The organism is Bradyrhizobium sp. (genome assembly GCF_030646015.1).
Taxonomy (GTDB): Bacteria; Pseudomonadota; Alphaproteobacteria; order Rhizobiales; family Xanthobacteraceae; genus Bradyrhizobium.
Genome location: NZ_JAUSLT010000069.1, coordinates 17748 through 38664 on the forward strand (window position 1 = coordinate 17748; position 20917 = coordinate 38664).

The 20917-nt window shown below is 64.8% G+C and carries 18 protein-coding genes; 13 read left to right on the forward strand and 5 right to left on the reverse strand.

The annotated features are described in order from the left end of the window. Positions 1 to 7: 7 nt before the first annotated feature. Positions 8 to 571 carry a molybdenum cofactor biosynthesis protein B gene (gene moaB / locus Q7T45_RS10195; RefSeq protein ID WP_304870319.1) on the forward strand — a complete coding sequence of 188 codons (564 nt, stop codon included), beginning with the start codon at positions 8 to 10 and terminating at the stop codon, positions 569 to 571. Between the two features lie 152 nt (positions 572 to 723). On the opposite strand, the gene Q7T45_RS10200 is transcribed toward moaB, so the two are convergent. Beyond that, positions 724 to 1656 carry a helix-turn-helix domain-containing GNAT family N-acetyltransferase gene (locus tag Q7T45_RS10200; RefSeq protein ID WP_304870321.1) on the reverse strand — a complete coding sequence of 311 codons (933 nt, stop codon included), beginning with the start codon at positions 1654 to 1656 and terminating at the stop codon, positions 724 to 726. 279 nt (positions 1657 to 1935) lie between these two features. Then, positions 1936 to 2505 carry a glycosyl transferase gene (locus Q7T45_RS10205; protein WP_304870322.1) on the reverse strand — a complete coding sequence of 190 codons (570 nt, stop codon included), beginning with the start codon at positions 2503 to 2505 and terminating at the stop codon, positions 1936 to 1938. A 190-nt stretch (positions 2506 to 2695) separates the two neighbouring features. Between Q7T45_RS10205 and Q7T45_RS10210 the strand changes: the two genes are divergently transcribed. From Q7T45_RS10210 to Q7T45_RS10220, 3 genes are all read left to right on the forward strand, one after another. Continuing rightward, positions 2696 to 3859 carry a PA0069 family radical SAM protein gene (locus Q7T45_RS10210; RefSeq protein ID WP_304870323.1) on the forward strand — a complete coding sequence of 388 codons (1164 nt, stop codon included), beginning with the start codon at positions 2696 to 2698 and terminating at the stop codon, positions 3857 to 3859. Positions 3860 to 4082: 223 nt separating this feature from the next. Beyond that, entirely contained in the window at positions 4083 to 4826 is a 744-nt protein-coding gene (locus Q7T45_RS10215) for a ribonuclease HII (RefSeq protein WP_304870325.1), read from the forward strand. A gap of 92 nt (positions 4827 to 4918) precedes the next feature. Further along, positions 4919 to 6427 (forward strand): glycosyltransferase family 39 protein, encoded by a 1509-nt coding sequence (locus tag Q7T45_RS10220; RefSeq protein WP_304870327.1) that lies wholly within the window; start codon positions 4919 to 4921, stop codon positions 6425 to 6427. Positions 6428 to 6627: 200 nt separating this feature from the next. On the opposite strand, the gene Q7T45_RS10225 is transcribed toward Q7T45_RS10220, so the two are convergent. Then, a complete protein-coding gene (locus Q7T45_RS10225) occupies positions 6628 to 7449 on the reverse strand; it encodes a uracil-DNA glycosylase family protein (RefSeq protein WP_304870351.1) in 822 nt (273 codons plus the stop codon). A 137-nt stretch (positions 7450 to 7586) separates the two neighbouring features. On the opposite strand from Q7T45_RS10225, the gene Q7T45_RS10230 reads away from it, so the two are divergent. The 3 genes from Q7T45_RS10230 to Q7T45_RS10240 all read left to right on the forward strand — a co-directional run bounded on the left by Q7T45_RS10230 (position 7587) and on the right by Q7T45_RS10240 (position 12214). Next, complete coding sequence (locus tag Q7T45_RS10230) at positions 7587 to 9245, forward strand: electron transfer flavoprotein-ubiquinone oxidoreductase (RefSeq protein WP_304870329.1); 1659 nt, start codon at positions 7587 to 7589, stop codon at positions 9243 to 9245. Between the two features lie 263 nt (positions 9246 to 9508). Continuing rightward, a complete protein-coding gene (locus Q7T45_RS10235; protein WP_304870331.1) occupies positions 9509 to 11290 on the forward strand; it encodes a tetratricopeptide repeat protein in 1782 nt (593 codons plus the stop codon). Positions 11291 to 11329: 39 nt separating this feature from the next. After that, positions 11330 to 12214, forward strand: coding sequence for a 4-(cytidine 5'-diphospho)-2-C-methyl-D-erythritol kinase (locus Q7T45_RS10240; protein ID WP_304870333.1), 885 nt, complete (start codon positions 11330 to 11332; stop codon positions 12212 to 12214). A gap of 156 nt (positions 12215 to 12370) precedes the next feature. Here the strand turns inward: Q7T45_RS10240 and Q7T45_RS10245 are convergent, their stop codons facing one another. After that, positions 12371 to 13381 carry a polyprenyl synthetase family protein gene (locus Q7T45_RS10245; protein ID WP_304870335.1) on the reverse strand — a complete coding sequence of 337 codons (1011 nt, stop codon included), beginning with the start codon at positions 13379 to 13381 and terminating at the stop codon, positions 12371 to 12373. Between the two features lie 147 nt (positions 13382 to 13528). Here Q7T45_RS10245 and Q7T45_RS10250 point away from each other — a divergent pair, with 147 nt between their 5' ends. The 6 genes from Q7T45_RS10250 to glyS all read left to right on the forward strand — a co-directional run bounded on the left by Q7T45_RS10250 (position 13529) and on the right by glyS (position 19455). Next, positions 13529 to 13756, forward strand: a complete 228-nt coding sequence (locus Q7T45_RS10250) for a DUF2007 domain-containing protein (RefSeq protein ID WP_304870337.1) — start codon at positions 13529 to 13531, stop codon at positions 13754 to 13756. Next, a complete protein-coding gene (locus tag Q7T45_RS10255) occupies positions 13749 to 14552 on the forward strand; it encodes a tRNA1(Val) (adenine(37)-N6)-methyltransferase (RefSeq protein WP_304870339.1) in 804 nt (267 codons plus the stop codon). Before Q7T45_RS10250 ends, Q7T45_RS10255 begins: the two co-directional genes overlap by 8 nt. A gap of 287 nt (positions 14553 to 14839) precedes the next feature. Then, positions 14840 to 15697: a S49 family peptidase gene (locus Q7T45_RS10260; RefSeq protein WP_370691252.1), complete on the forward strand. Its 858-nt coding sequence runs from the start codon at positions 14840 to 14842 to the stop codon at positions 15695 to 15697. 108 nt (positions 15698 to 15805) lie between these two features. Then, positions 15806 to 15997: a hypothetical protein gene (locus Q7T45_RS10265; RefSeq protein ID WP_304870353.1), complete on the forward strand. Its 192-nt coding sequence runs from the start codon at positions 15806 to 15808 to the stop codon at positions 15995 to 15997. A 411-nt stretch (positions 15998 to 16408) separates the two neighbouring features. Then, complete coding sequence (locus Q7T45_RS10270; RefSeq protein ID WP_304870342.1) at positions 16409 to 17341, forward strand: glycine--tRNA ligase subunit alpha; 933 nt, start codon at positions 16409 to 16411, stop codon at positions 17339 to 17341. Continuing rightward, complete coding sequence (gene glyS, locus Q7T45_RS10275) at positions 17341 to 19455, forward strand: glycine--tRNA ligase subunit beta (RefSeq protein WP_304870344.1); 2115 nt, start codon at positions 17341 to 17343, stop codon at positions 19453 to 19455. The genes Q7T45_RS10270 and glyS overlap by 1 nt, the downstream gene beginning before the upstream one ends. Before the next feature lie 999 nt (positions 19456 to 20454). Here the strand turns inward: glyS and Q7T45_RS10280 are convergent. Then, entirely contained in the window at positions 20455 to 20817 is a 363-nt protein-coding gene (locus Q7T45_RS10280) for a DUF1236 domain-containing protein (protein WP_304870345.1), read from the reverse strand. Positions 20818 to 20917 lie beyond the last annotated feature (100 nt).

The following is a 20917-nucleotide window of genomic DNA, read 5'->3' on the forward strand; positions in this document are numbered from 1 at the left end:
AATTCTAATGTCTTCCATCGATGAAACCAAAACCTTCGTGCCGCTCAACATCGCGGTGCTGACGGTGTCCGACACCCGCTCGCTGGCGGATGACAAATCCGGAACCACGCTGGCGGATCGGCTCACCGCCGCCGGTCACACGCTGGCCGCGCGCGAGATCATCGTCGACGACGTCGATGCGATCCGCGTCATCGTCAAGCGATGGATCGCCGACCCCGGCATCGACGTCATCATCACGACCGGTGGCACCGGCTTTACCGGCCGCGACGTCACGCCGGAGGCGATCGAGCCGTTGTTCGAGAAGCGCATGGACGGTTTCTCCATCGCCTTTCACATGCTGAGCCACGCCAAGATCGGGACGTCGACGATCCAGAGCCGCGCCACCGCCGGCGTCGCCGGCGCCACCTATATCTTCTGCCTGCCGGGATCGCCCGGCGCCTGCCGCGACGGCTGGGACGGCATTCTGGCTCCGCAGCTCGACTACCGCACGCGGCCCTGCAATTTCGTCGAGATCATGCCGCGGCTGGACGAGCATTTGCGGCGCCCGAAGGCGCAAGGCGCGTCGGTCTGACCGCCGTCAACGTCGCGCGATCTTTTTCAGCAACGCCCACAGCGCGCGCCACATATCCCGACATGCTTCGTCGCGCAGTTCTTTGGCCCGCTGCCGGTAGAACGCCATGCATTCCCCCGTGATGCGCCGCGGACCATCGCGACGCATCCCGGTCACAGCTCGCGCTCCCAGGTCTCGCCGATCAGGCTCTGGCCGAAACTGCGGTGCGGCTCGGTCGCGACCAGCACGAAGCCCTGGTCCTGATAGATCTTGCGGGCGGCGACCAGAATGCTCTGGGTCCACAGCGTGATCTTGCGGTAGCCGCAGGCTTGCGCGAACGCGATGCATTCTCCGACCAGCCGCTGGCCCAGCCCCTGTCCGCGCCCGGCCGGATCGACCAGCAGCAGCCGCAGTTTTGCAATATCGTCGCTCTGCCTGACCAGAAAGACCGAGCCGACCTGAACGCCGTCGATGTCGGCGATCCAGCAGCGTTCGCGCGAGGCGTCGAACGAGGTCAGGAATTTCCCGGCGATCTCCGCCACCAGGCCCTCGAACGAGGAATCAAAACCGTATTCGCGGGCATAGAGCGAACCGTGGCTCTGCACCACCCATCCCATGTCGCCCGGCCGGGGATTGCGCAGGATCGCAGGTTGCGGCGGCACACGGGATTCGCCGAGCAGCCGTTCGATCGTGGTCATCGCGCCGACCAGCCGTGCGCTGTCGCCGCCGGGCAGCGCGGCCAGCATGGCCGCGACCTCGTCATGCGAGCTGCGTTCGAGTTTGGCGAAAGCCTGGCGTCCCTTGGCGGTGAGGCCGAGCCGGTATTGCCGGCGGTCCGACGCCAGCGGCTTACGGGTGATCAAGCCGTCTTCGTCGAATTTCTGAACGATGCGGCTGAGATAGCCGGGATCGAGCCCGAGTTCGATCCCGATCTCTTTTGCGGCCGCGTCCTCCCGGTGCGCCAGTTCGTACAGCACCCGCGCCTCGCTCAGCGAGAACGGGCTTTTCAAGAGCTGCTGATCGAGCACGCCGAGCTTGCGGGTATAGAACCGGTTGAAAGCCCGGACCGCTGATACGTGGTCGTCGTCGAAATCGGTTGGGGACATGGCGCACCTCGATACTTGCCATTGTCAAATAATTATTTGACTTTGGCAAGTAGTTTTGGAGCGACCCCACCCTCCCTCATGGTGAGGAGCGCGTCCGGCAGCGCTCCTGCGCTGTTCGGCGCGCGTCTCGAACCATCTGGCACGTCGCTTGCTGCCATCCTTCGAGACGCCGCGCGAAGGGCGCGCGGCTCCTCAGGATGAGGTCCAATTTGTTGAAACACGACAACCTCATGCTGAGCAGTGAGCCGCGCGAACGTCTCCAGGCACGGCAGCCAGCGCCTACGCCACCATGATCCGGCTGCGCAACAAGGTCCGCGAGGAGCGGCCGAGCTGGCGCAGCAGCCTGGCCTCGGAGCGGCGGGCGTCCGGCGCGTAGCCGCCGAGCCGGTCGTAATGATCGCGCGCGATCAGCAGTCCCTGTTCCGCCGAGGGTCCCGCAATCATCCGGGCGATGAATTTGAGCCCGTCGCGCAGGCCGGCATCGGTATAGGGCGAGCGGGCATACCGAAAAATCCCGGCGCGGGGGCGCCCGCTGTTGGAGACGCCCTGGATGAACTGGGTGGTTTCCTCGATCCAGCCGGAGTCGAGCACCGCGCCGGCGTGCAGGAACATCAGCCAGGGCGAACGCGCCTGCCGGGCGCCGGCCGCCAGCGCCGCGGCGTGCGATCCCTGAAAGGCGAGGTACCGGCAGCCCGCGACATCGGCGACGCGCTCGATCACCCCGTTGCCGGCGCGGTCGACCAGCAGCACCTCGCGCACCACGCCCGCCGCGGCGCCTGGCACCAGGGCGGCAAGCGTGGCGACAGCCGGCTGTTCGACGCCGTTGGTGGGAATGATGACGCTCAGCATGGACGTCTCTGCGATGCCTCGATGAGGGGAACGCCGCACTGTTATCACCTTGTCACACTCAAATCAGCCGGCCGGTTGCAGCATTTTGCGGCAGGCGCCAATCGCGCGGCTTGTTGGTGAAATCGCTTTGGCTGTGGATGACCGAATTTAATGTTCTTGCTTTGTTCTATCGGACTGCTATGTTCTCGACATGAGCCGAGCATCCTCACATGCCCTCAAGCACCCGCCGGTCACGGCGCCCTCCGAGCCGGCGGGTGTACCTTCTCCTTTTCCCGAACTCGCGGTCGCGATCGAGCGCGAGCGGCGGCGTGGCCGCGGCGCGCAATCCAACTCTTCCGGCCGCTTCGAGGCTGAGGCGCGGGTCGCCTTCGACGACGGCTGGCAGAGCCTCGACGATTTGCCGCCGTTCAAGACCACGGTGGCACTCGACACCGCGCGAAAGGTCATCACCCGCAACGACTCGCCCGATATCGGCTTCGACCGTTCCATAAACCCCTACCGGGGCTGCGAGCATGGCTGCGTTTACTGTTTTGCCAGGCCGACCCATGCCTATCTCGGCCTGTCGCCCGGGCTCGATTTCGAATCGAAGCTGTTCGCCAAGCCCGACGCGCCGCAGCTGCTGGAAAAGGAACTGGCGGCGCAGGATTACGAGCCGCGCATGATCGCGATCGGCACCAACACCGATCCCTACCAGCCGATCGAGCGCGAGCGGAAAATCATGCGCGGCATTCTCGAAGTGCTGGAACGCGCCGGCCATCCGGTCGGCATCGTCACCAAATCGGCGCTGGTGACGCGCGACATCGACATTCTCTCGCGGATGGCGAAACGCAATCTCGCCAAGGTGGCGCTGTCGGTCACCACGCTCGATCCGAAACTGGCGCGCACCATGGAGCCGCGGGCCTCGACACCGGCGAAGCGGCTGGAGGCGCTGCGGCAATTGTCGCAGGCGGGAATTCCGACCACGGTGATGGTCGCGCCCGTGATCCCCGCGCTGAACGATTCCGAGATCGAGCGCATTCTCGATGCCGCCTTTCATGCCGGCGCCCGGGAAGCGAGCTATGTGCTGCTGCGGCTGCCGCTCGAGGTGCGCGACCTGTTTCGCGAATGGCTGATGGCGAATTATCCCGACCGCTACCGCCACGTCTTCACCCTGATCCGCGACATGCGCGGCGGCCGCGACTATGACTCGCAGTGGGAAACCCGGATGAAGGGCACCGGGCCGATGGCCTGGATGATCGGCCGCCGCTTCGAGATCGCCTGTGAAAAACTCGGGCTTAACAAGCGGCGAGCCAAACTGACGACGGATCATTTCGCGCGGCCGAAGCGCAGCGGGCAGCAGTTGAGTTTGTTTTAGAACTCGCCCCATCAACGTCGTCCCTGCGAACGCAGGGACCCATACCGCGTTGTCCCCTCGATGATCGCAAGATGACTGACGACTTCGGCCACAACAAAAGCCGGAGGTTATGGGTCCCTGCGTTCGCAGGGACGACGACGGAGTTGGATGCGCTCCCTGAATAACGGGAATTGCGCCGAGTTCCCGGTTGCGCCGCCGGGCCCGCTTGCGCAACGATCCCGGCATGATTCGCGACAAATCCGAAAAAGACAAACCCAGGCTGCCGAAGGGCGTGATTGCGGTGGCACCGCCGAGCTTTCGCCGCGAGCGCGCGCTGATCAAGCGCGGGGTCTGGCCGGTGGCTGGCTGCGACGAGGCCGGCCGCGGTCCGCTGGCCGGCCCGGTGGTGGCCGCTGCCGTGATTCTCGATCCCAAGCGTATTCCAAGAGGCATGGACGATTCGAAGCGGCTGACCGCCGAACGCCGCGAGGAGCTGTTCGAGGAAATCTGCGCCACCGCGTCGTTCGCGGTGGCCTTCGCCTCGCCGGCGCGGATCGATCGCGACAATATCCTGCGCGCCTCGCTGTGGGCGCTGATGCGCGCGGTGCAGGCGCTGCCGGAAGCGCCGCGGCACGTATTCGTCGACGGCCGCGACAAGCTCAATGTCGCCTGCGACTGCGACGCCGTGATCGGCGGCGACGGACTGGTGCTTTCGATCGCGGCGGCGTCGATCATCGCCAAGGTGACGCGCGACCGGCTGATGTGCGCGCTGGCGCAGGATTGCCCGGGCTACGGCTTCGAGCAGCACAAGGGCTATGGCGTGCCGGAGCATCTCAAGGCGCTGAGCCGGCTCGGACCGAGCGTCCATCACCGCCGTTTCTTCGCCCCGGTGGTGGCCGCGCGGGAAAAACATCACCCGTCAGCCGTCGAACCCGACCTTCTGACGATGGAAGCGCAGACCAGCGCCGAGGTTGCTGCCGCCATCTAGCGCCAGTTGCCTCGGCGGCTGACGCGCTCTATCAAACGTTCGGGATCGAATGGGCCGGCGGATCGGGCCGGGGCGGGCATTTCGGACGTTTCATGCGTTTCACCTCCCTGATTATCGAACTGATCCGCGCCCGGCCGCGGCTGATCGTATTGATAGTGGTGCTGGCGCAGGCCGCGATATGGCTGATCCTGCCGCTGCTGCTCTATCGAAGCCCGCCCGACGACCTCGCCACGGTGCTGGCCTTCGGCCGGGAGTATCGCGTCGGCACCGATCTCGGGCCGCCGCTGGCGTTCTGGCTGGCCGATATCGCGTTCCGCGCCGCCGGCAACCACATGTTCGGCGTCTACCTGCTGGCGCAGCTTTGCGCGATCACGACCTTCTGGACGCTGTTTCTGCTGGCGCGCGCCATTGTCGGCGCACAACAGGCGGTGCTCGTGGTGGTGCTGACGCTGACGGTCACGGCCTTCGGTTCGCCCGGCGTCGAGTTCGGCCCGCTGGTGCTGGCGCGCCCGCTGTGGGCGCTGCTGCTGCTGCATTCCTGGCAGCTGATCGGCCAGAACCGGCGCAACGCCTGGTTCGCATGGTCGATCGAAGCCGGGCTGTTGCTGCTGACCACCTCCGCCGCGACAGGTCTCTTGCTCCTGATCGCCGGCTTTGCGCTCGCCACCAGGCGCGGGCGGCGCATGCTGACCTCGTTCGATCCGTTGTTCGCGCTGCTGGTGATCGTCGTGCTGGTGCTGCCCTGGCTGATCTGGCTGATCCGCGCCGACGCGCTGGCGTTGCCGCCATGGCCTGATATCGCGGATCTCAAGGGCAGGGCGCTGCACTGGGCGACGTTGCTCGGCGGGCTGCTGCTGGCGATTTCCGGCATCCTGCTGCTGGCGGCGCTCAACTCCGGCTGGTTTGCGCGCAACCCGGAAGAGGCGCCGATCATCTTTCGGCCGCCGGTCGATCCGCTGGCCCGCGATTTCGTTTATTTCTTCGCTATCGCGCCCGCGCTGGCCGGCAGCCTGATCGCGGGCCTGTTCAATCTCGACCGCGTCGTCGGCGGCGCCGGCATCGCACTGATGATGTCGGGACTTGCCGTGATCGTCGCGACCGGCGATCTGATCCAGTTGCGGCGTCAGCGCCTGCTGCGCTCGGTCTGGGCGCTGATCGTGATCGCGCCCGCGGTGGCGGCGATCGCGGTGACGCTGTTCCTGCCGTGGACCGGCAGCGCCGAGGTCTCGACTTCCATGCCTGGGCGCGCCATCGCGCATTTCTTTGCCGACAGTTTCGAGCGGCGCACCAATCAGCCGCTGCGGTCGGTGGCCGGCGACCCGCAACTGGCGAAGTTGATCTCGCTGGACAGAGCGCGCCCGCACCTGCTGCTCGACGCGACGCCTCAGCGTACGCCGTGGCTGACGCCGGCAAAATTCAACGAAACCGGCGGCGTCGTGGTCTGGCGGGCCTCCGACACGTCAGGCACCCCGCCGCCCGAACTGGCGCAGCGGTTTCCCGGCCTGGTGCCGGAAGTACCGCGCGCGTTCGAATGGCTGGTCACCGGCCGCCAGCCGCTGCTGCGGATCGGCTGGGCCATCGTGCGCCCGAAGGGGTCGTGAACACCCTATCTTCCTCATGGTGAGGAGCGCTCTTCGCGCGTCTCGAACCATGAGAGCCCGTATCTCTCATCCTTCGAGACTCCGTAGGGTGGGCAAAGCCAGCGGGTCGCGCGAAAGCGCGACTGACGATGGCGTGCCCACCGATGAAGCGGTGATGTTGTGAGATGGTGGGCACGGCGCAAAGGGCGCCTTTGCCCACCCTACGACTTCGCCTGTTCCAGCGCCTTCGCGATCGCGCGCAGATCCAGCCACGCCATCCTTTTGTACGACGGCGAGCGCAGCAGATAGGCCGGATGGAAAGTCGCGAGCGCGCGGATCTGGCGCGTGCCGGTGTCGTAGTCGAACCAGCGGCCGCGGGTTTTCATGATGCCCTCGCGGGTCGACAGCAGGGTTTGCGTGGAGGGATTGCCGAGCGTCACCAGCACGTCCGGATTGACCAGCTCGATCTGGCGCTGGATGAACGGCAGGCAGATCTGGGTTTCCTGCGGCGTCGGCGTGCGGTTGCCGGGCGGGCGCCAGGGAATCACATTAGCAATGTAGACGCTGCTGCGGTCGAGCCCGATCGCCGCGATCATCCGGTCCAGCAATTTGCCGGAACGGCCGACGAAGGGCAGGCCCTCGAGGTCTTCTTCGCGGCCGGGCGCCTCGCCGACGAACATGATGCGCGCCTGCGGGTTGCCGTCGGCGAACACCAGCCGCGTCGCGGTGGACTTCAGCGCGCAGCCGTCGAAGGTCTCCATCAGCGCCCGCAGCGCTTCCAGCGATGGCGCGGTGCGCGCGGCTTCCCGCGCCGATTGGATGGCGGCCTCCGGCGCCGCCGGTTCGGCGCGCGCGGACGGGATCGTGGGGGCAGCCGCCGGAACGGTCCTGACCGGCTGGGCCGGCGCCGCTTCGCGGGCGGCCGGCATGAGGTCGGGGTCGGACAGCCGGTTGACCGGCTCGTCCGTCAGCGCGCAGTCGACCCCGGCCTCCAGGTAAAAGGCGAGCAATTGCTGGACGGTAGGCGGGCTCTCGAGCGTCATGGCTGTTGTCTGCGACATCCGGGCTAATCTAGAGCGTCTGGCGCCGTTGCGAAACGCATTTCGGTGGTTGTTCTCCGCTCAAAAATCGGAAACAACGGGGGCGTTTAGAGGCGTTCTCAACCGGCCGGGACCAGATCATGAGCACCGAAGAATTACCGCCGCGCGAATCCATGGAATTCGACGTCGTGATCGTCGGCGCCGGGCCGTCCGGGCTGGCTGCTGCGATCCGGCTGAAGCAGCTCAACGCCGATCTCACCATCGTGGTGGTGGAGAAGGGTTCCGAGGTCGGCGCGCATATTCTGTCCGGCGCGGTGATCGATCCGGTGTCGCTCGACAAACTGGTTCCGGACTGGCGCGAGGATGCCGACTGCCCGCTCAAGACCCAGGTCAAGACCGACAAGTTCTTCTGGATGACCGAGGGGTCGGCGATCCCGCTGCCGGCGATCGCGATGCCGCCGCTGATGAACAATCATCACTGCTATGTCGGCTCGCTCGGCATGGTGTGCCGCTGGCTGGCGCAGAAGGCCGAAGCGCTCGGCGTCGAGATCTATCCGGGCTTTGCCGCGGCGGAAGTTCTGTACGATGAAAAGGGCGCGGTGCGCGGCATCGCCACCGGCGACATGGGCGTCGGCAGGGACGGCAAGCCGAAGGATTCCTTCACCCGCGGCATGGAACTGCTCGGCAAGTATACGCTGTTTGCCGAGGGCGCCCGTGGCAGCCTGACAAAGCAGCTGATTGCGAAATTCTCGCTCGATGCCAAGAGCGAGCCCGGCAAGTTCGGCATCGGCCTCAAGGAGGTCTGGCAGATCGATCCGGCCAAACATCAGAAGGGCCTGATCCAGCATTCGTTCGGCTGGCCGCTCAACAATTCGACCGGCGGCGGTTCGTTCCTCTATCACTATGACGACAATCTGGTGGCGGTCGGATTCGTCGTGCATCTCAATTACGACGATCCGTACCTGTCGCCGTTCGACGAATTCCAGCGCTTCAAGACCCATCCCGCGATCCGCACGCTGTTCGAAGGCGGCAAGCGGCTCGCTTACGGCGCGCGTGCCATCACCGAGGGCGGCTACCAGTCAGTGCCGCGCCTGACGTTCGCCGGCGGCGCGCTGGTCGGCTGCGCGGCCGGTTTCGTCAATGTGCCGCGCATCAAGGGCGTGCACAATGCGATGGGCACCGGCATGCAGGCGGCCGAACACGTCGCGGCTGCCCTCGGCGCCGGCCGCAGCAATGACGAACTGGTCGAATACGAGAACAGCTGGCGCGATTCGGCCGTCGGCAAGGACCTCCACCGGGTCCGCAATGTAAAACCGCTGTGGTCGAAGTTCGGCACCATCATCGGCGTCGCGCTGGGCGGTATCGACATGTGGTGCAACACGCTGGGCTTCTCGCTGTTCGGCACCCAGTCGCATGCCAAACCCGACCGCAAGACGCTCGATGCCGCGAAGGCCCATGCGCCGATTCCGTACCCGAAGCCGGACGGCAAGATATCGTTCGACAAGCTTTCGTCAGTGTTCATGTCCAATACCAATCACGAGGAGGACCAGCCGGTTCACCTCAAGGTCGCCGACATGAACCTGCAGAAGACCTCCGAGCACGATGTCTATGCCGGCCCGTCCAACCGCTATTGCCCGGCCGGGGTCTATGAATGGGTCGAGGAGGCGTCCGGTCCCCGCTTCCAGATCAACGCCCAGAATTGCGTCCATTGCAAAACCTGCGACGTCAAGGATCCGAACGGCAACATCACCTGGGTTCCGCCGGAGGGCGGCGGCGGCCCGAATTACGAGGCGATGTGACCACGATTGCGTGAGTCGGCGGCCCACCGCGCGGCCACCGGCCACGATACCGCCACACTGAAAGCGTTTTCAGGCCAGGCTAGCCACGAAGCCGGCCGGGAAACCGGTCTGTAGGGCGATTACAGGGGCTTCCTGCCAACCGATTCGCCACCCCGTATCCTTGCGGTTCAACGCCAAACGCGGCATTGTCGCTTGCCTTGATGCCGCCGGCTGGGTTCGCATCCGAGACGATCCTTGAAATCCCTGGAGCTAGGCAAACCCTGATGTTTTCCAATCGTTTCAATCGCCGGATACTCGCCGCACTCGCCTTCACCGCGCTGGCCCTGCCGGTTTCGCTGTCGGCGCAGACGCCGGATCATCCCGCCGGCACCGCGGCCCAGTTCCCGACCAAGAGCGACCTGAAATCGCTGACCACCTCCGGCAGCTATCTGGCCGCCCGTCACGCCAGCGTGGAGCGCGACGCCTCCTCGGCCGCGGCGTTCTACCGCTCGGCGCTGCGCAGCGATCCCAAGAACAACGAACTGCTCGATCGGGCCTTCATCTCCTCGCTGGCGGACGGCGACATCGACGAGGCCGTCAAGCTCGCCGACCGGATTCTGACGATCGACAAATCCAACCGCGTCGCCCGCCTCGTGGTCGGCGTGCGCGACCTGAAGCAGAAGAAATACGCCACCGCGCAGCTCAACATCAATCAGTCGATCCGCGGACCGATCACCGATCTGGTGGCGACGCTGCTGTCGGGCTGGGCCAGCTACGGCGCCGGCGATACCAAGGCGGCGGTCGCCAATATCGACAAGCTGAGCGGTCCGGAGTGGTATCCGATCTTCAAGGACCTGCATTCCGGCATGATCCTGGAACTCGCGGGCAAGGAAAAGGACGCCGGCACCCGTCTGGAGCGCGCCTACAAGCTCGACGATTCCATGCTGCGGGTGGCGGATGCCTATGCGCGCTGGCTGTCGCGCGGCAAGGACCCGGCGGCGGCCACCGCGGTCTACGCGGCATTCGACAAGAAGCTGGCGCGGCATCCCTTGGTGCAGGAAGGCCTGCGCGACACCAGGGCCGGCAAGAAGCTGACGCCGCTGGTGGAGACGTCGCAGGCCGGCGCCGCCGAGGCGCTGTACGGTATCGGCGCCACGCTGACCCGCCGCGGCGGAGAGGATCTCGCGCTGGTCTATCTGCAGCTCTCGCTCTATCTCGCGCCCAATCATCCGCTGGCGCTGCTGTCGCTGGCCGATCTCTACGAGTCGGTGAAGAAGCCGCCGATGGCGATCAAGGTCTACGAGCGCATGCCGGCCACCTCGCCGCTGAAGCGCAATGCCCAGATCCAGCTCGCCACCAACCTCGACGCCGCCGAGCGCAGCGACGAGGCGATCAAGATCCTGAAGGGCGTCACCGCGGAAGACCCCAAGGATATCGAAGCCATCATGGCGCTCGGCAATATCGAGCGCGGCCGCAAGCGGTTCGCCGACTGCGCGCAGACCTACACCAATGCCATCGATGTGATGCCGGCCAGCGCCGAGAAGGGCGCCTGGGTGACCTATTACTACCGCGGCATCTGCTTCGAGCGCTCCAAGCAGTGGAGCAAGGCGGAAACCGACATGCGCAAGGCGCTGGAGCTGCAACCCGAGCAGCCCCACGTGCTGAACTATCTCGGCTACTCGTGGATCGATCAGGGCATCAATCTCGACGAGGGCATGAAGATGATCAAGCGCGCCGTCGAGCAGCGCCCGGACGACGGCTACATCGTGGACTCGCTCGGCTGGGCCTATTACCGCATCGGAAATTACGAGGACGCGGTGAAGAACCTCGAGCGCGCGATCGACCTCAAGCCGGAAGATCCGACCATCAACGACCATCTCGGCGATGCCTATTGGCGCGTCGGCCGCACCCTGGAGGCCAAATTCCAGTGGGCCCACGCCCGCGACCTGAAGCCCGAGCCGGACGAACTGCCGAAGATCGAGGCCAAGATCGAAAACGGGCTGCCGGAAGACACCTCGTCGGCGGCCTCCGCGGACAAGAAAAAAGAAGACGGCAAGGGCGGTTGATTGCGGTTGAGCACGGCTGATCGAAGGGCTGGGTCGGTTATGCCGGCGTTAACGGAAGAGGGGCGTGCCAAGGTCAACCTGACCCTGCGGGTGGTCGGGCGGCGCGTCGACGGCTATCACGACCTCGAAAGCGTGGTGGCGTTCGCCGATTGCGCCGACAGGCTCAGCCTGACGCCCGGCTCCAGCCTCCATCTCGCGACGTCAGGGCCGCTGGCGCAGGCCTGCGGCGAGCCTGAAGACAATCTGGTGTTCAAAGCGGCGCAGCTGCTCTCCGAGCGCGTGCCGGACCTTGTGCTCGGCGATTTCACCCTCGACAAGATGCTGCCGGTCGCCGCCGGCATCGGCGGCGGTTCGGCCGATGCCGCCGCGGCGCTGCGGCTGCTGGCGCAAGCCAACGGCCTTGCGCTCGACGATCCCCGCCTGATCGAGGTGGCGCGGCTGACCGGCGCCGATGTGCCGGTATGCCTCAACTCCAACGCCTGCGTCATGACCGGGGTCGGCGAAACCCTGATGCCGCTCAGCCTGCCGAAGATGCCCTGCGTGATGGTCAACCCGCGCGTTCCCGTCGCCACCAGGGATGTGTTCAAGGCGCTCGGCCTGCGCAACGGCCAGTTGCTGGTGGGCGCTACCGACGTGCTGCGGGGCACGGCCTGGCCGGAAGCAGGCGCCTCGCTGGAAGATTGGGTCGAGGCGCTCGCCGCCGGCTCCAACGACCTCGAAGCCCCGGCCATGCGCATTGAACCCGTGATCGGCCAGGTGCTCGCAGCCCTCAGCGCCAGCAACGGCGCCTGGCTGGCGCGGATGTCGGGATCGGGCGCGACCTGCTTTGCGATCTACGAGAACACCGCCGACGCCGGGCGCGCGGCGCAGAAGATCCAGCTCGATCACCCCGGCTGGTGGGTGCATGCGGGGATTTTGAGTTAGCTCGAACTATTTTCGTAGGGTGGGCAAAGCTTCCGCCGTAGCTCGCAGAGCGCAGGCGAAAGCGTGCCCACCAATGTTTCAGAATTTCCGATGAAAAAGATGGTGGGCACGGCGCAAGGGCGCCTTTGCCCACCCTACGGCGCTACGGCACCGCCCCTAATGCGACCTCGCCAGGCAGAACGCCACCACCTGCTCCAGCGCGGTCTTCATCGGCGAGGCCGGGAACAGCGCCAGCGCGTCGACCGCCATCGCGCCGTAATGCTGGGCGCGGTTGATGGTGTCTTCCAGCGCGCGATGCTTGGTCATCAGCCCGATGGCGTGATCGAGATCGCCGTCGGCGATTTCGCCGCGCTCCAGCGCCTTGACCCAGAACGCGCGCTCACTGTCATTGCCGCGGCGGAACGCCAGCACCACCGGTAGCGTGATCTTGCCTTCGCGGAAATCGTCGCCGATGTTCTTGCCGAGTTTTGCCGCTTTACCACCATAGTCGAGCACGTCGTCGACCAGCTGGAAGGCGATGCCGAGATTCATGCCGACCGAGCGGCACGCGGTCTGTTCGGCCTTCGGGCGATTGGCGATCACGGGGCCGACCTCGCAGGCCGCGGCGAACAGCTCGGCGGTCTTGCCGCGGATCACGGCGAGATATTCGTCCTCGGTGGTGGCGGTGTTCTTCGCCGCCGCCAGCTGCATCACTTCGCCTTCGGCGATGGTGGCCGCGGCCGATGACAGGATGTCGAGCGCGCGCAGCGAGCCGACCTCGACCATCATCCGGAACGCCTGGCCGAGCAGGAAGTCGCCGACCAGCACGCTGGCCTCGTTGCCCCACAGCATGCGCGCGGACAATTTGCCGCGCCGCAACTCGCTTTCGTCGACCACGTCGTCATGCAGCAGCGTGGCGGTATGCATGAACTCGACCGCGGCCGCGAGCTTGATATGGCCGTCGCCGGAATAGCCGGTGAGGTTGGCCATCGCCAGCGTCAGCATCGGGCGCAGCCGTTTGCCGCCTGAGGAAATCAGGTGGTTGGCGACCTCCGGGATCATGGTCACTTCCGAGCCGGTCCGCGACAGGATCGTCGCGTTGACCCGCTCCATGTCGGCGGCGACGAGCCCGACCAGCTCATCTATCGTCGCGTTCGATGGGCTCTCGAAGGGTACAATAACCGCCACGCTGGTCTCCACATTTGCCCTATCAGGACTACCTTTAAGCTATAACAATAGAAACTGCGGGGGTATGCGGCAAGAGCAGGTAAAGATCAGGTAGCGGTTGACACGCGCCCGGCCACCCTGCAGCGGATCGGCAAAGGAGCGCCACAATTGCGGGAACTGGTTCGGACCAACGATATCGTGCTGGTTTCGGCGGTCGGCGCGCTGCTCGACGGCGCCCATATTCACCATCTGGTGCTGGACCAGAACATGAGCGTGCTCGAAGGTTCGATCGGCATGCTGCCGCGCCGTATTCTGGTCCATGAGGACGACAACCGCGAGGCGCGGCAGATCCTCAGCGATGCCGGCCTCGCCCACGAGCTGCGGGCCGATGACTGATTCCGCCAAGACCTTGACCGAGATTACCTTGACCGGGAAAGCCTTGACCGAAGACGTCACCGAGGATGCCTTCCTCGGCGGGCAATTGCGGCTGCGTCAGCCGCGATCCGGCCACCGCGCCGGCCATGACGCCATGCTGCTGGCCGCGGCGACGCCGGCTCGCCCTGGGGATCGCGTGGTTGAATTCGGCGCCGGCGTCGGTGCCGCGGGGCTCGCGGTCGCCAGCCGTGTGGCTGGAATAAAACTCGTGCTGGTCGAGATCGATGCCGGTCTCACGGGACTGGCCCGGGAAAATGCCGCCGCCAATGCGATCGCGGCCGAGACTATCGTGCTGGATGTGGCGTCCACCGCCGCCGCGTTCGCCGCCGCCGGACTTGGCCCTGATAGCATCGACGTCGTATTGATGAATCCGCCGTTCAACGATGCCATCAGGCACCGCGCCTCGCCGGACAAGGCACGGGCCCATGTGGCAGATGCCTCAACGCTGGAGAGCTGGATCCACGCGGCGCGGCGAATCCTCAAATCCGGCGGTGTGCTGAGTTTGATCTGGCGCGCCGACGGAATTGCGGAGGTGCTGGCGGCGCTGGATCGCGGGTTTGGGAGTCTCGTGATCCTGCCGGTTCATGGTGCCCCCGGGAACCCGGCGATTCGCGTCCTGGTTCGCGCGGTGAAGGGCGGCAGGTCGCCCGTTCAACTTCTTGCGGCGCTGATGCTCAATGATGAGTCAGCGCTGACTAATAAACAGGTGCAGAATATTCTGGCGGGGAAGGGGGTATTGCCATTGGCAATGCCATGAGGTCCGGCCGTCGTGGCGAAACGCTACTGCGGAAGCGTTTCCGAGCGTTGGTCCGGCACGGAAGTGAAGTGAATCGCCGTCAAAAGTGCGCCAATCAGCATCACCAGCAGATAGATCTTCATGTCTTTCTCCACTGCGCCCTTGCAGCCTGATAACCAGCACAAAGCAAACGGCGTTCCAGCCCCTGTAATGACATCGGCGTGATAAAATATGGTTAACTTTGAGGTAAACGCATGACCGAACCAACTGAACCACGCGGCGGTATCGCTGTTGTGATCGACCGGCTGATGCAACTGGTTCCGGCGCGTCTGCGGCGAGGGGCTGCCGTCGTGCCGGTGGTGCGGCTGTCGGGTGTGATCGGCGCGGTGACGCCGTTGCGGCCGGGCATGTCGCTGGCCGGCGTTAGCAGGACGCTGGAGCGCGCCTTTGCCATGAAACATGCCAAGGCGGTGGCACTGGTGATCAATTCGCCCGGCGGATCGCCGGTGCAATCACGACAGATTTACCTGCGGATCCGGCAACTCGCGGCGGAAAAGAAATTGCCGGTGCTGGTGTTCGTCGAGGACGTGGCGGCGTCCGGCGGCTACATGATCGCCTGCGCGGGTGACGAGATTTTTTGCGATCCCTCCTCGATCCTGGGCTCGATCGGCGTGGTCGGCGGCACCTTCGGCTTTCAGGAGCTGATCAAGAAGATCGGCGTCGAGCGGCGGTTGTATACGGCCGGCGCCCGCAAGGCGATGCTCGATCCGTTCCTGCCGGAAAACCCCGACGACGTCGCACGGGTGAAGGCTTTGCAGCGCGAGATCCACGCCATCTTCATCGCGCTGGTCAAGCAGAGCCGCGGCAGCCGCCTGAAGGGCGCCGAGGACGTGCTGTTCTCGGGCGAATACTGGGCCGGCGAAAGCTCGGTGTCGCTCGGCCTCGCCGACGCTATCGGCGACCTGCGCTCGACGCTGCGCGCCCGCTACGGCGACAAGGTGCTGACGCCGGTGGTGGCACCGCCGAGCGGGATGCTGTCCGGCCTGCTGGGCCGCAAATCGGCCGGCGCCGGAGCCCTGGCGTCGCTGGAAGGTGTCGCCAGCCTGCCGGACGAACTGATTTCCGCGCTGGAGACAAGGGCAATTTGGGCCAAATTTGGGTTCTGAGGATGGAATGCCCCGCGCCATTTGGCCCCGGACAAGGCGATTGCGGCCAGCGCCGGCTTGCGCGAGACTGTCACTCGGGGCTGACGCATGAACGACGAGGATCGACCGATGCCACCGCTGATCGCATTTGCAGGCGCCCTGGGTAGTCTGGCCGTGGTCCGCTGGGCGTACCGCACCGCCAAGCGGGTCAACCGCGAACTGGAAGAGGCGCGGCTGGCACGGGTCGCCGAGACGGTCAGCTCGACCGACATTCCGACCCTGCGGCGGGATCCCAACACCGGCGCCTATCGGCCGGGGTGACCAGGGCCGTAGGGTGGGCAAAGCCGACGGGTCGCGCGAATGCGCGTACCCGACGGCGTGCCCACCATTCAGATAACGATTTGGATAAAGATGGTGGGCACGGCGCGAAGCGCGCGCCTTTGCCCACCCTACGATTTCTGTGAGGCCCCCCAAAAACACTTGCGCCGGCCTCGGGGTGGGGCACCACCCGTAAGAGCCGGCGAGCAAGCCTGGAGGACGGTTCGTTGTAACGGACGCTTCGGGGCCTTGCGTTCACGATCCCATCGAGATCAATCACGAACTCCGGCGCGCCGTCATTCCCAACGCTAACCGCTTGGGCCGCCCAAGGTTCCCGGGATTGCCTTGATTCCCCGCTTCCCCGCCGATACGGTCCGCGCTCTTTCAGCCCCCCTTGCGAGACCGATTCTGACGATGGACGCCATTCCCGCCCACATGCGCCCGGAACGCTCGTTCCAGGGCTTTATTCTGGCCCTGCAGCGGTTCTGGGCCGATCAGGGCTGCGTGATCCTGCAGCCTTACGACATGGAAATGGGCGCCGGCACCTTCCATCCGGCAACGACCTTGCGCGCGCTGGGGCCGCGGCCGTGGAAGGCCGCCTACGTGCAGCCCTCGCGCCGGCCGAAAGACGGCCGCTACGGCGAAAATCCCAACCGGCTGCAGCACTATTACCAGTTTCAGGTCATCATCAAACCGTCGCCGCCGGACCTGCAGGACCTGTACCTGAAGTCGCTGGCCGCGATCGGCATCGACTCCGCGCTGCACGACATCCGCTTTGTCGAGGACGACTGGGAAAGCCCGACGCTGGGCGCCTGGGGGCTGGGCTGGGAGTGCTGGTGCGACGGCATGGAAGTGAGCCAGTTCACTTATTTCCAGCAGGTCGCCGGCGTCGAATGCTCGCCGGTCGCCGGCGAGCTGACTTACGGGCTGGAGCGCCTCGCAATGTATGTGCAGGGCGTTGACCGCGTCTACGACCTCAACTTCAACGGCCGCGAGGGCGCCGACAAGGTGACCTATGGCGACGTCTTCCTGCAGGCCGAGCAGGAATATTCGCGGCACAATTTTGAGCACTCCGACGCCGACATGCTGTTCAGGCAGTTTTCGATGGCCGAGGAAGCCTGCAGGAAATATCTCGACGCCGGCTGGAAGAACGGCAAACGCGAAGCGCACCAGATGGCGCTGCCGGCCTTCGACCAGTGCATCAAGGCCAGCCACGCCTTCAACCTGCTCGATGCCCGCGGCGTGATCTCGGTCACCGAGCGGCAGAGCTACATCATGCGCGTGCGCGAACTGGCCAAAGCCTGCGGCGAAGCCTGGGTCCACACCGAAGCGGGCAGGGCGGCCTGATGCCCGATCTTCTCCTCGAACTGTTCTCCGAAGAAATTCCCGCGCGCATGCAGGCGAAGGCGGCCGACGATCTGCGCCGCATGGTGACGGACAAGCTCGTCGCCGAAGGCCTGGTCTATGAAGGCGCCAAGGCGTTCGCGACGCCGCGGCGGCTGACGCTGACGGTGCACGGCATTCCCGCGCGCCAGTCGGACCTCAAGGAAGAGCGCAAGGGCCCGCGCGTCGGCGGACCGGACGCGGCCGTGCAGGGCTTTTTGAAAGCCACCGGGCTGAAGTCGCTCGACGAAGCCAAGATCCAGCACGATCCCAAGAAGGGCGATTTCTACATCGCGCTGATCGAAAAGCCCGGCCGCGCCACGCTGGACGTGCTCGCCGACATACTGCCGGTCATCATCCGCACCTTCTCGTGGCCGAAGCAGATGCGCTGGGGCGAGCGCTCGGCTAAGCCGGGCGCACTGAGCTGGGTGCGGCCGCTGCATTCCATCGTCGCGACCTTCGGGCTCGAGACCGAACAACCCGAAATCGTGAAATTTGCCATCGACGGCATCGAGGCCGGCCAGACCACGTTTGGCCACCGCTTCATGGCGCCGGATGCGATAGCCGTGCGCCGCTTCGAGGATTACGAAGCCAAACTGCTGGACGCCAGGGTCGTGCTCGACCCGCAGCGCCGCAAGGACGCCATCCTCACCGACGCCAAACAGCTCGCCTTCGCGCAGGGTTTTGAACTGGTCGAGGACCAGGTGCTGCTCGACGAGGTGTCGGGGCTGGTCGAATGGCCCGTGGTGCTGATGGGATCGTTCGATCCGGAGTTTCTGTCCATTCCGGGCGAAGTGATCCGCGCCACCATCCGCAATAACCAGAAGTGCTTTGTGGTGAGCGATCCCAAGACGGGAAAACTGACCAACAAGTTCATCCTCACGGCAAATATCGAAGCCAGCGACGGCGGCAAGGCCATCATCGCCGGCAACGAACGCGTCATCCGCGCGCGGCTGAGCGATGCGAAGTTTTTCTATGAGACCGATCTCAAGACAAAGCTGGAAGACCGGCTGCCGAAATTCGAGAACATCGTGTTTCACGAGAAGCTCGGCACCCAGGGCGAGCGCATCAAGCGCATCGAGCGATTGGCGGCGGAGATCGCGCCGCTGGTCGGCGCCGACGTCGAAAAGACCAGGCGCGCCGCGCGGTTGGCGAAGGCGGATTTGCTGACCGAGGTGGTCGGCGAGTTTCCGGAACTGCAAGGCTTGATGGGGAAGTATTACGCGCTGGCGCAGGGCGAGGATGCTTCCGTCGCGGCGTCGAGCGAAGAGCATTACAAGCCGCAGGGGCCGACGGATCGCGTGCCGACCGATCCGGTGAGTGTTGCGGTGGCGCTAGCGGATAAGCTCGATACGTTGGTCGGTTTTTGGGCGATCGATGAAAAGCCGACGGGGAGCAAGGATCCATATGCGTTGCGTAGAGCCGCGCTGGGCGTGATTAGAATTGTTCTTGAGCGACGTGTCAAAGTCAGTTTGCGAACCGTTGTTGAAGAACATTTCAAGAGTTCGTACACTGCAATAAGCGTAGATGCCCCAACTCAGACCGATCTCCTGATGTCGTTCTTCGAAGATCGGCTCAAGGTTCAATTGAGAGATCAAAAGGCGAGGCACGATCTCGTCGATGCGGTTTTAAGTGCTGCGTCATTGGTTCAAGGGCAGCCTCTTGTCTCGATAGTCGATCGTGTCGAGGCGCTCGGAAAATTTCTCGATACCGATGACGGCAAGAACCTGCTCGCGGGCACCAAGCGCGCGGCGAATATTCTGCGTATCGAGGAGAAGAAAGACGGTAGGGCTTACAGCGGTGCGGCTGATGTCGCGCTTTACAGCCTAAATGAAGAGAAGGCGCTCGCGAAAGCCATAGATCAGGTGAGGGACGAAGCCGGCGCCGCCGTCACGAAGGAAGACTATGCCGGTGCAATGAGCGCGATCGCAAAACTGCGCCCGGCGGTCGATGCGTTCTTCGAGCACGTCAAGGTCAACGACGACAACGCCCAGGTGCGCGAGAACCGCCTGAAGCTGCTCAATGAAATCCGCGCCGCCACGCGCGCGGTGGCGGACTTTTCCGAGATACAGGATTAGGTCTCGTGCCCCGGACGCTGCGCAGCGCGAAGCGGAGCGCTGCAGAGCCGGGGCCCATGCGGTTGTGCCGGTGCCATGGGTCCCGGCTCTGCGGAGCAGCGTGAAGAACGCTGCACCGCGTCCGGGACACGGGCCCAACAGCACCCGTCAAAAATTTTTCGTGGGTCGCGCTGCGGGAAAACGATAAAATTCTTCAGCAAATTCAACAAATCTACCCGACGGGCAAATCACCTCTAAAGTCCGTCAAGTCCTCGGTGCAAAAATATTCTGATTTTCAGAAACTAAAAATCGGGCTATATGTTTCGCCATCCCGCCCCACCAAGAGGGGCGTTTCGCGAACGTCACGAACGTGGGGACGGGTTGCGGTGGACGCAGCGGCAACGCGAGACGGGCGATGCCCGCTGCGGATGGCGAAGTCGTGTGGTTCCGACACCCCAAAGGCTGGTGTCAAGTTCGCGCTCACGCGCGGGCAACGGTGGCAAAAGTGCAGGGCTCACCGAGGAGAGCACGTATAAGTCGTAAACCACTGCGCAGGGAAAGCCGGATGCCTCCGCTTCACCTGTATGCTCGTGTGCCGCCTACCTCTACCCTATTGCACACGAGACCGCGGGTGCAGCGCGCACCCGGCTTTCCCTGCACCCTCTGACCGGAGGGTGAAGGAAATTTGCTGGCAAACCTCGGGCGAATGGCGCCGCGAGATCGCGAAACTGCGTTTGCAGGTGGTGCTTGAAAATTGAATCCGAAAGCCCGTAGCCCGGATGGAACCCTTGCGAAATCCGGGGCCTTCCCCGCATCGATTCCCGGATTGCGCCATCGGGGCGGCGCTTCGCGCCGACCCGCTCGCTCCATCCGGGCTACGCGGCCGATCTGCTGATGCAGCGTTCAAATATCAACACGCCAAAGCAAAGCCCCGCCCGGTGGGGGAGACCGGACGGGGCCTTTGATGTCCGGAAAGCGCCGCTGCGGCCGTCCGGACATTTCGTTCAGGCCGTTGAACCCTTAATCGACCACCTGAACGATACGGCGGGTGCGCGGTTCGACCAGCACGGTCTGCCCGTTCACCACGGTGTAGCGGTACGTCGTCTGGCCGTAGGTCTGCGGCACGTCGTAATAGGTGATGCCGGCTTCCGGCAGCACGCCGCCGACCACCACGCGATCCGGGATCGTGAAGGTCGGCACCTTCTCGCGAATGACATATTCGCGGAAGGCCGGACGGCGATCGGGGCCAATGCCATCGGACTCGGTGATAACAACGGTGTTGCCGCGCGCGGCGCCCGTGGTGATGTCGCTTTGCGCCTGCGCCGCGATCGGTGCGCCGATGACGCCGATGATGGCAGCAACGGCCAATATCCTGTTCCGCATGAGCAACTCCTTCTGGCTGATGCACGCTGGCTTTGCACAGCACGCAATCCCTACCCAATTCGTCGCGTGGGGCATCGTTCCTGGAAAAGGCCAGGGTTCC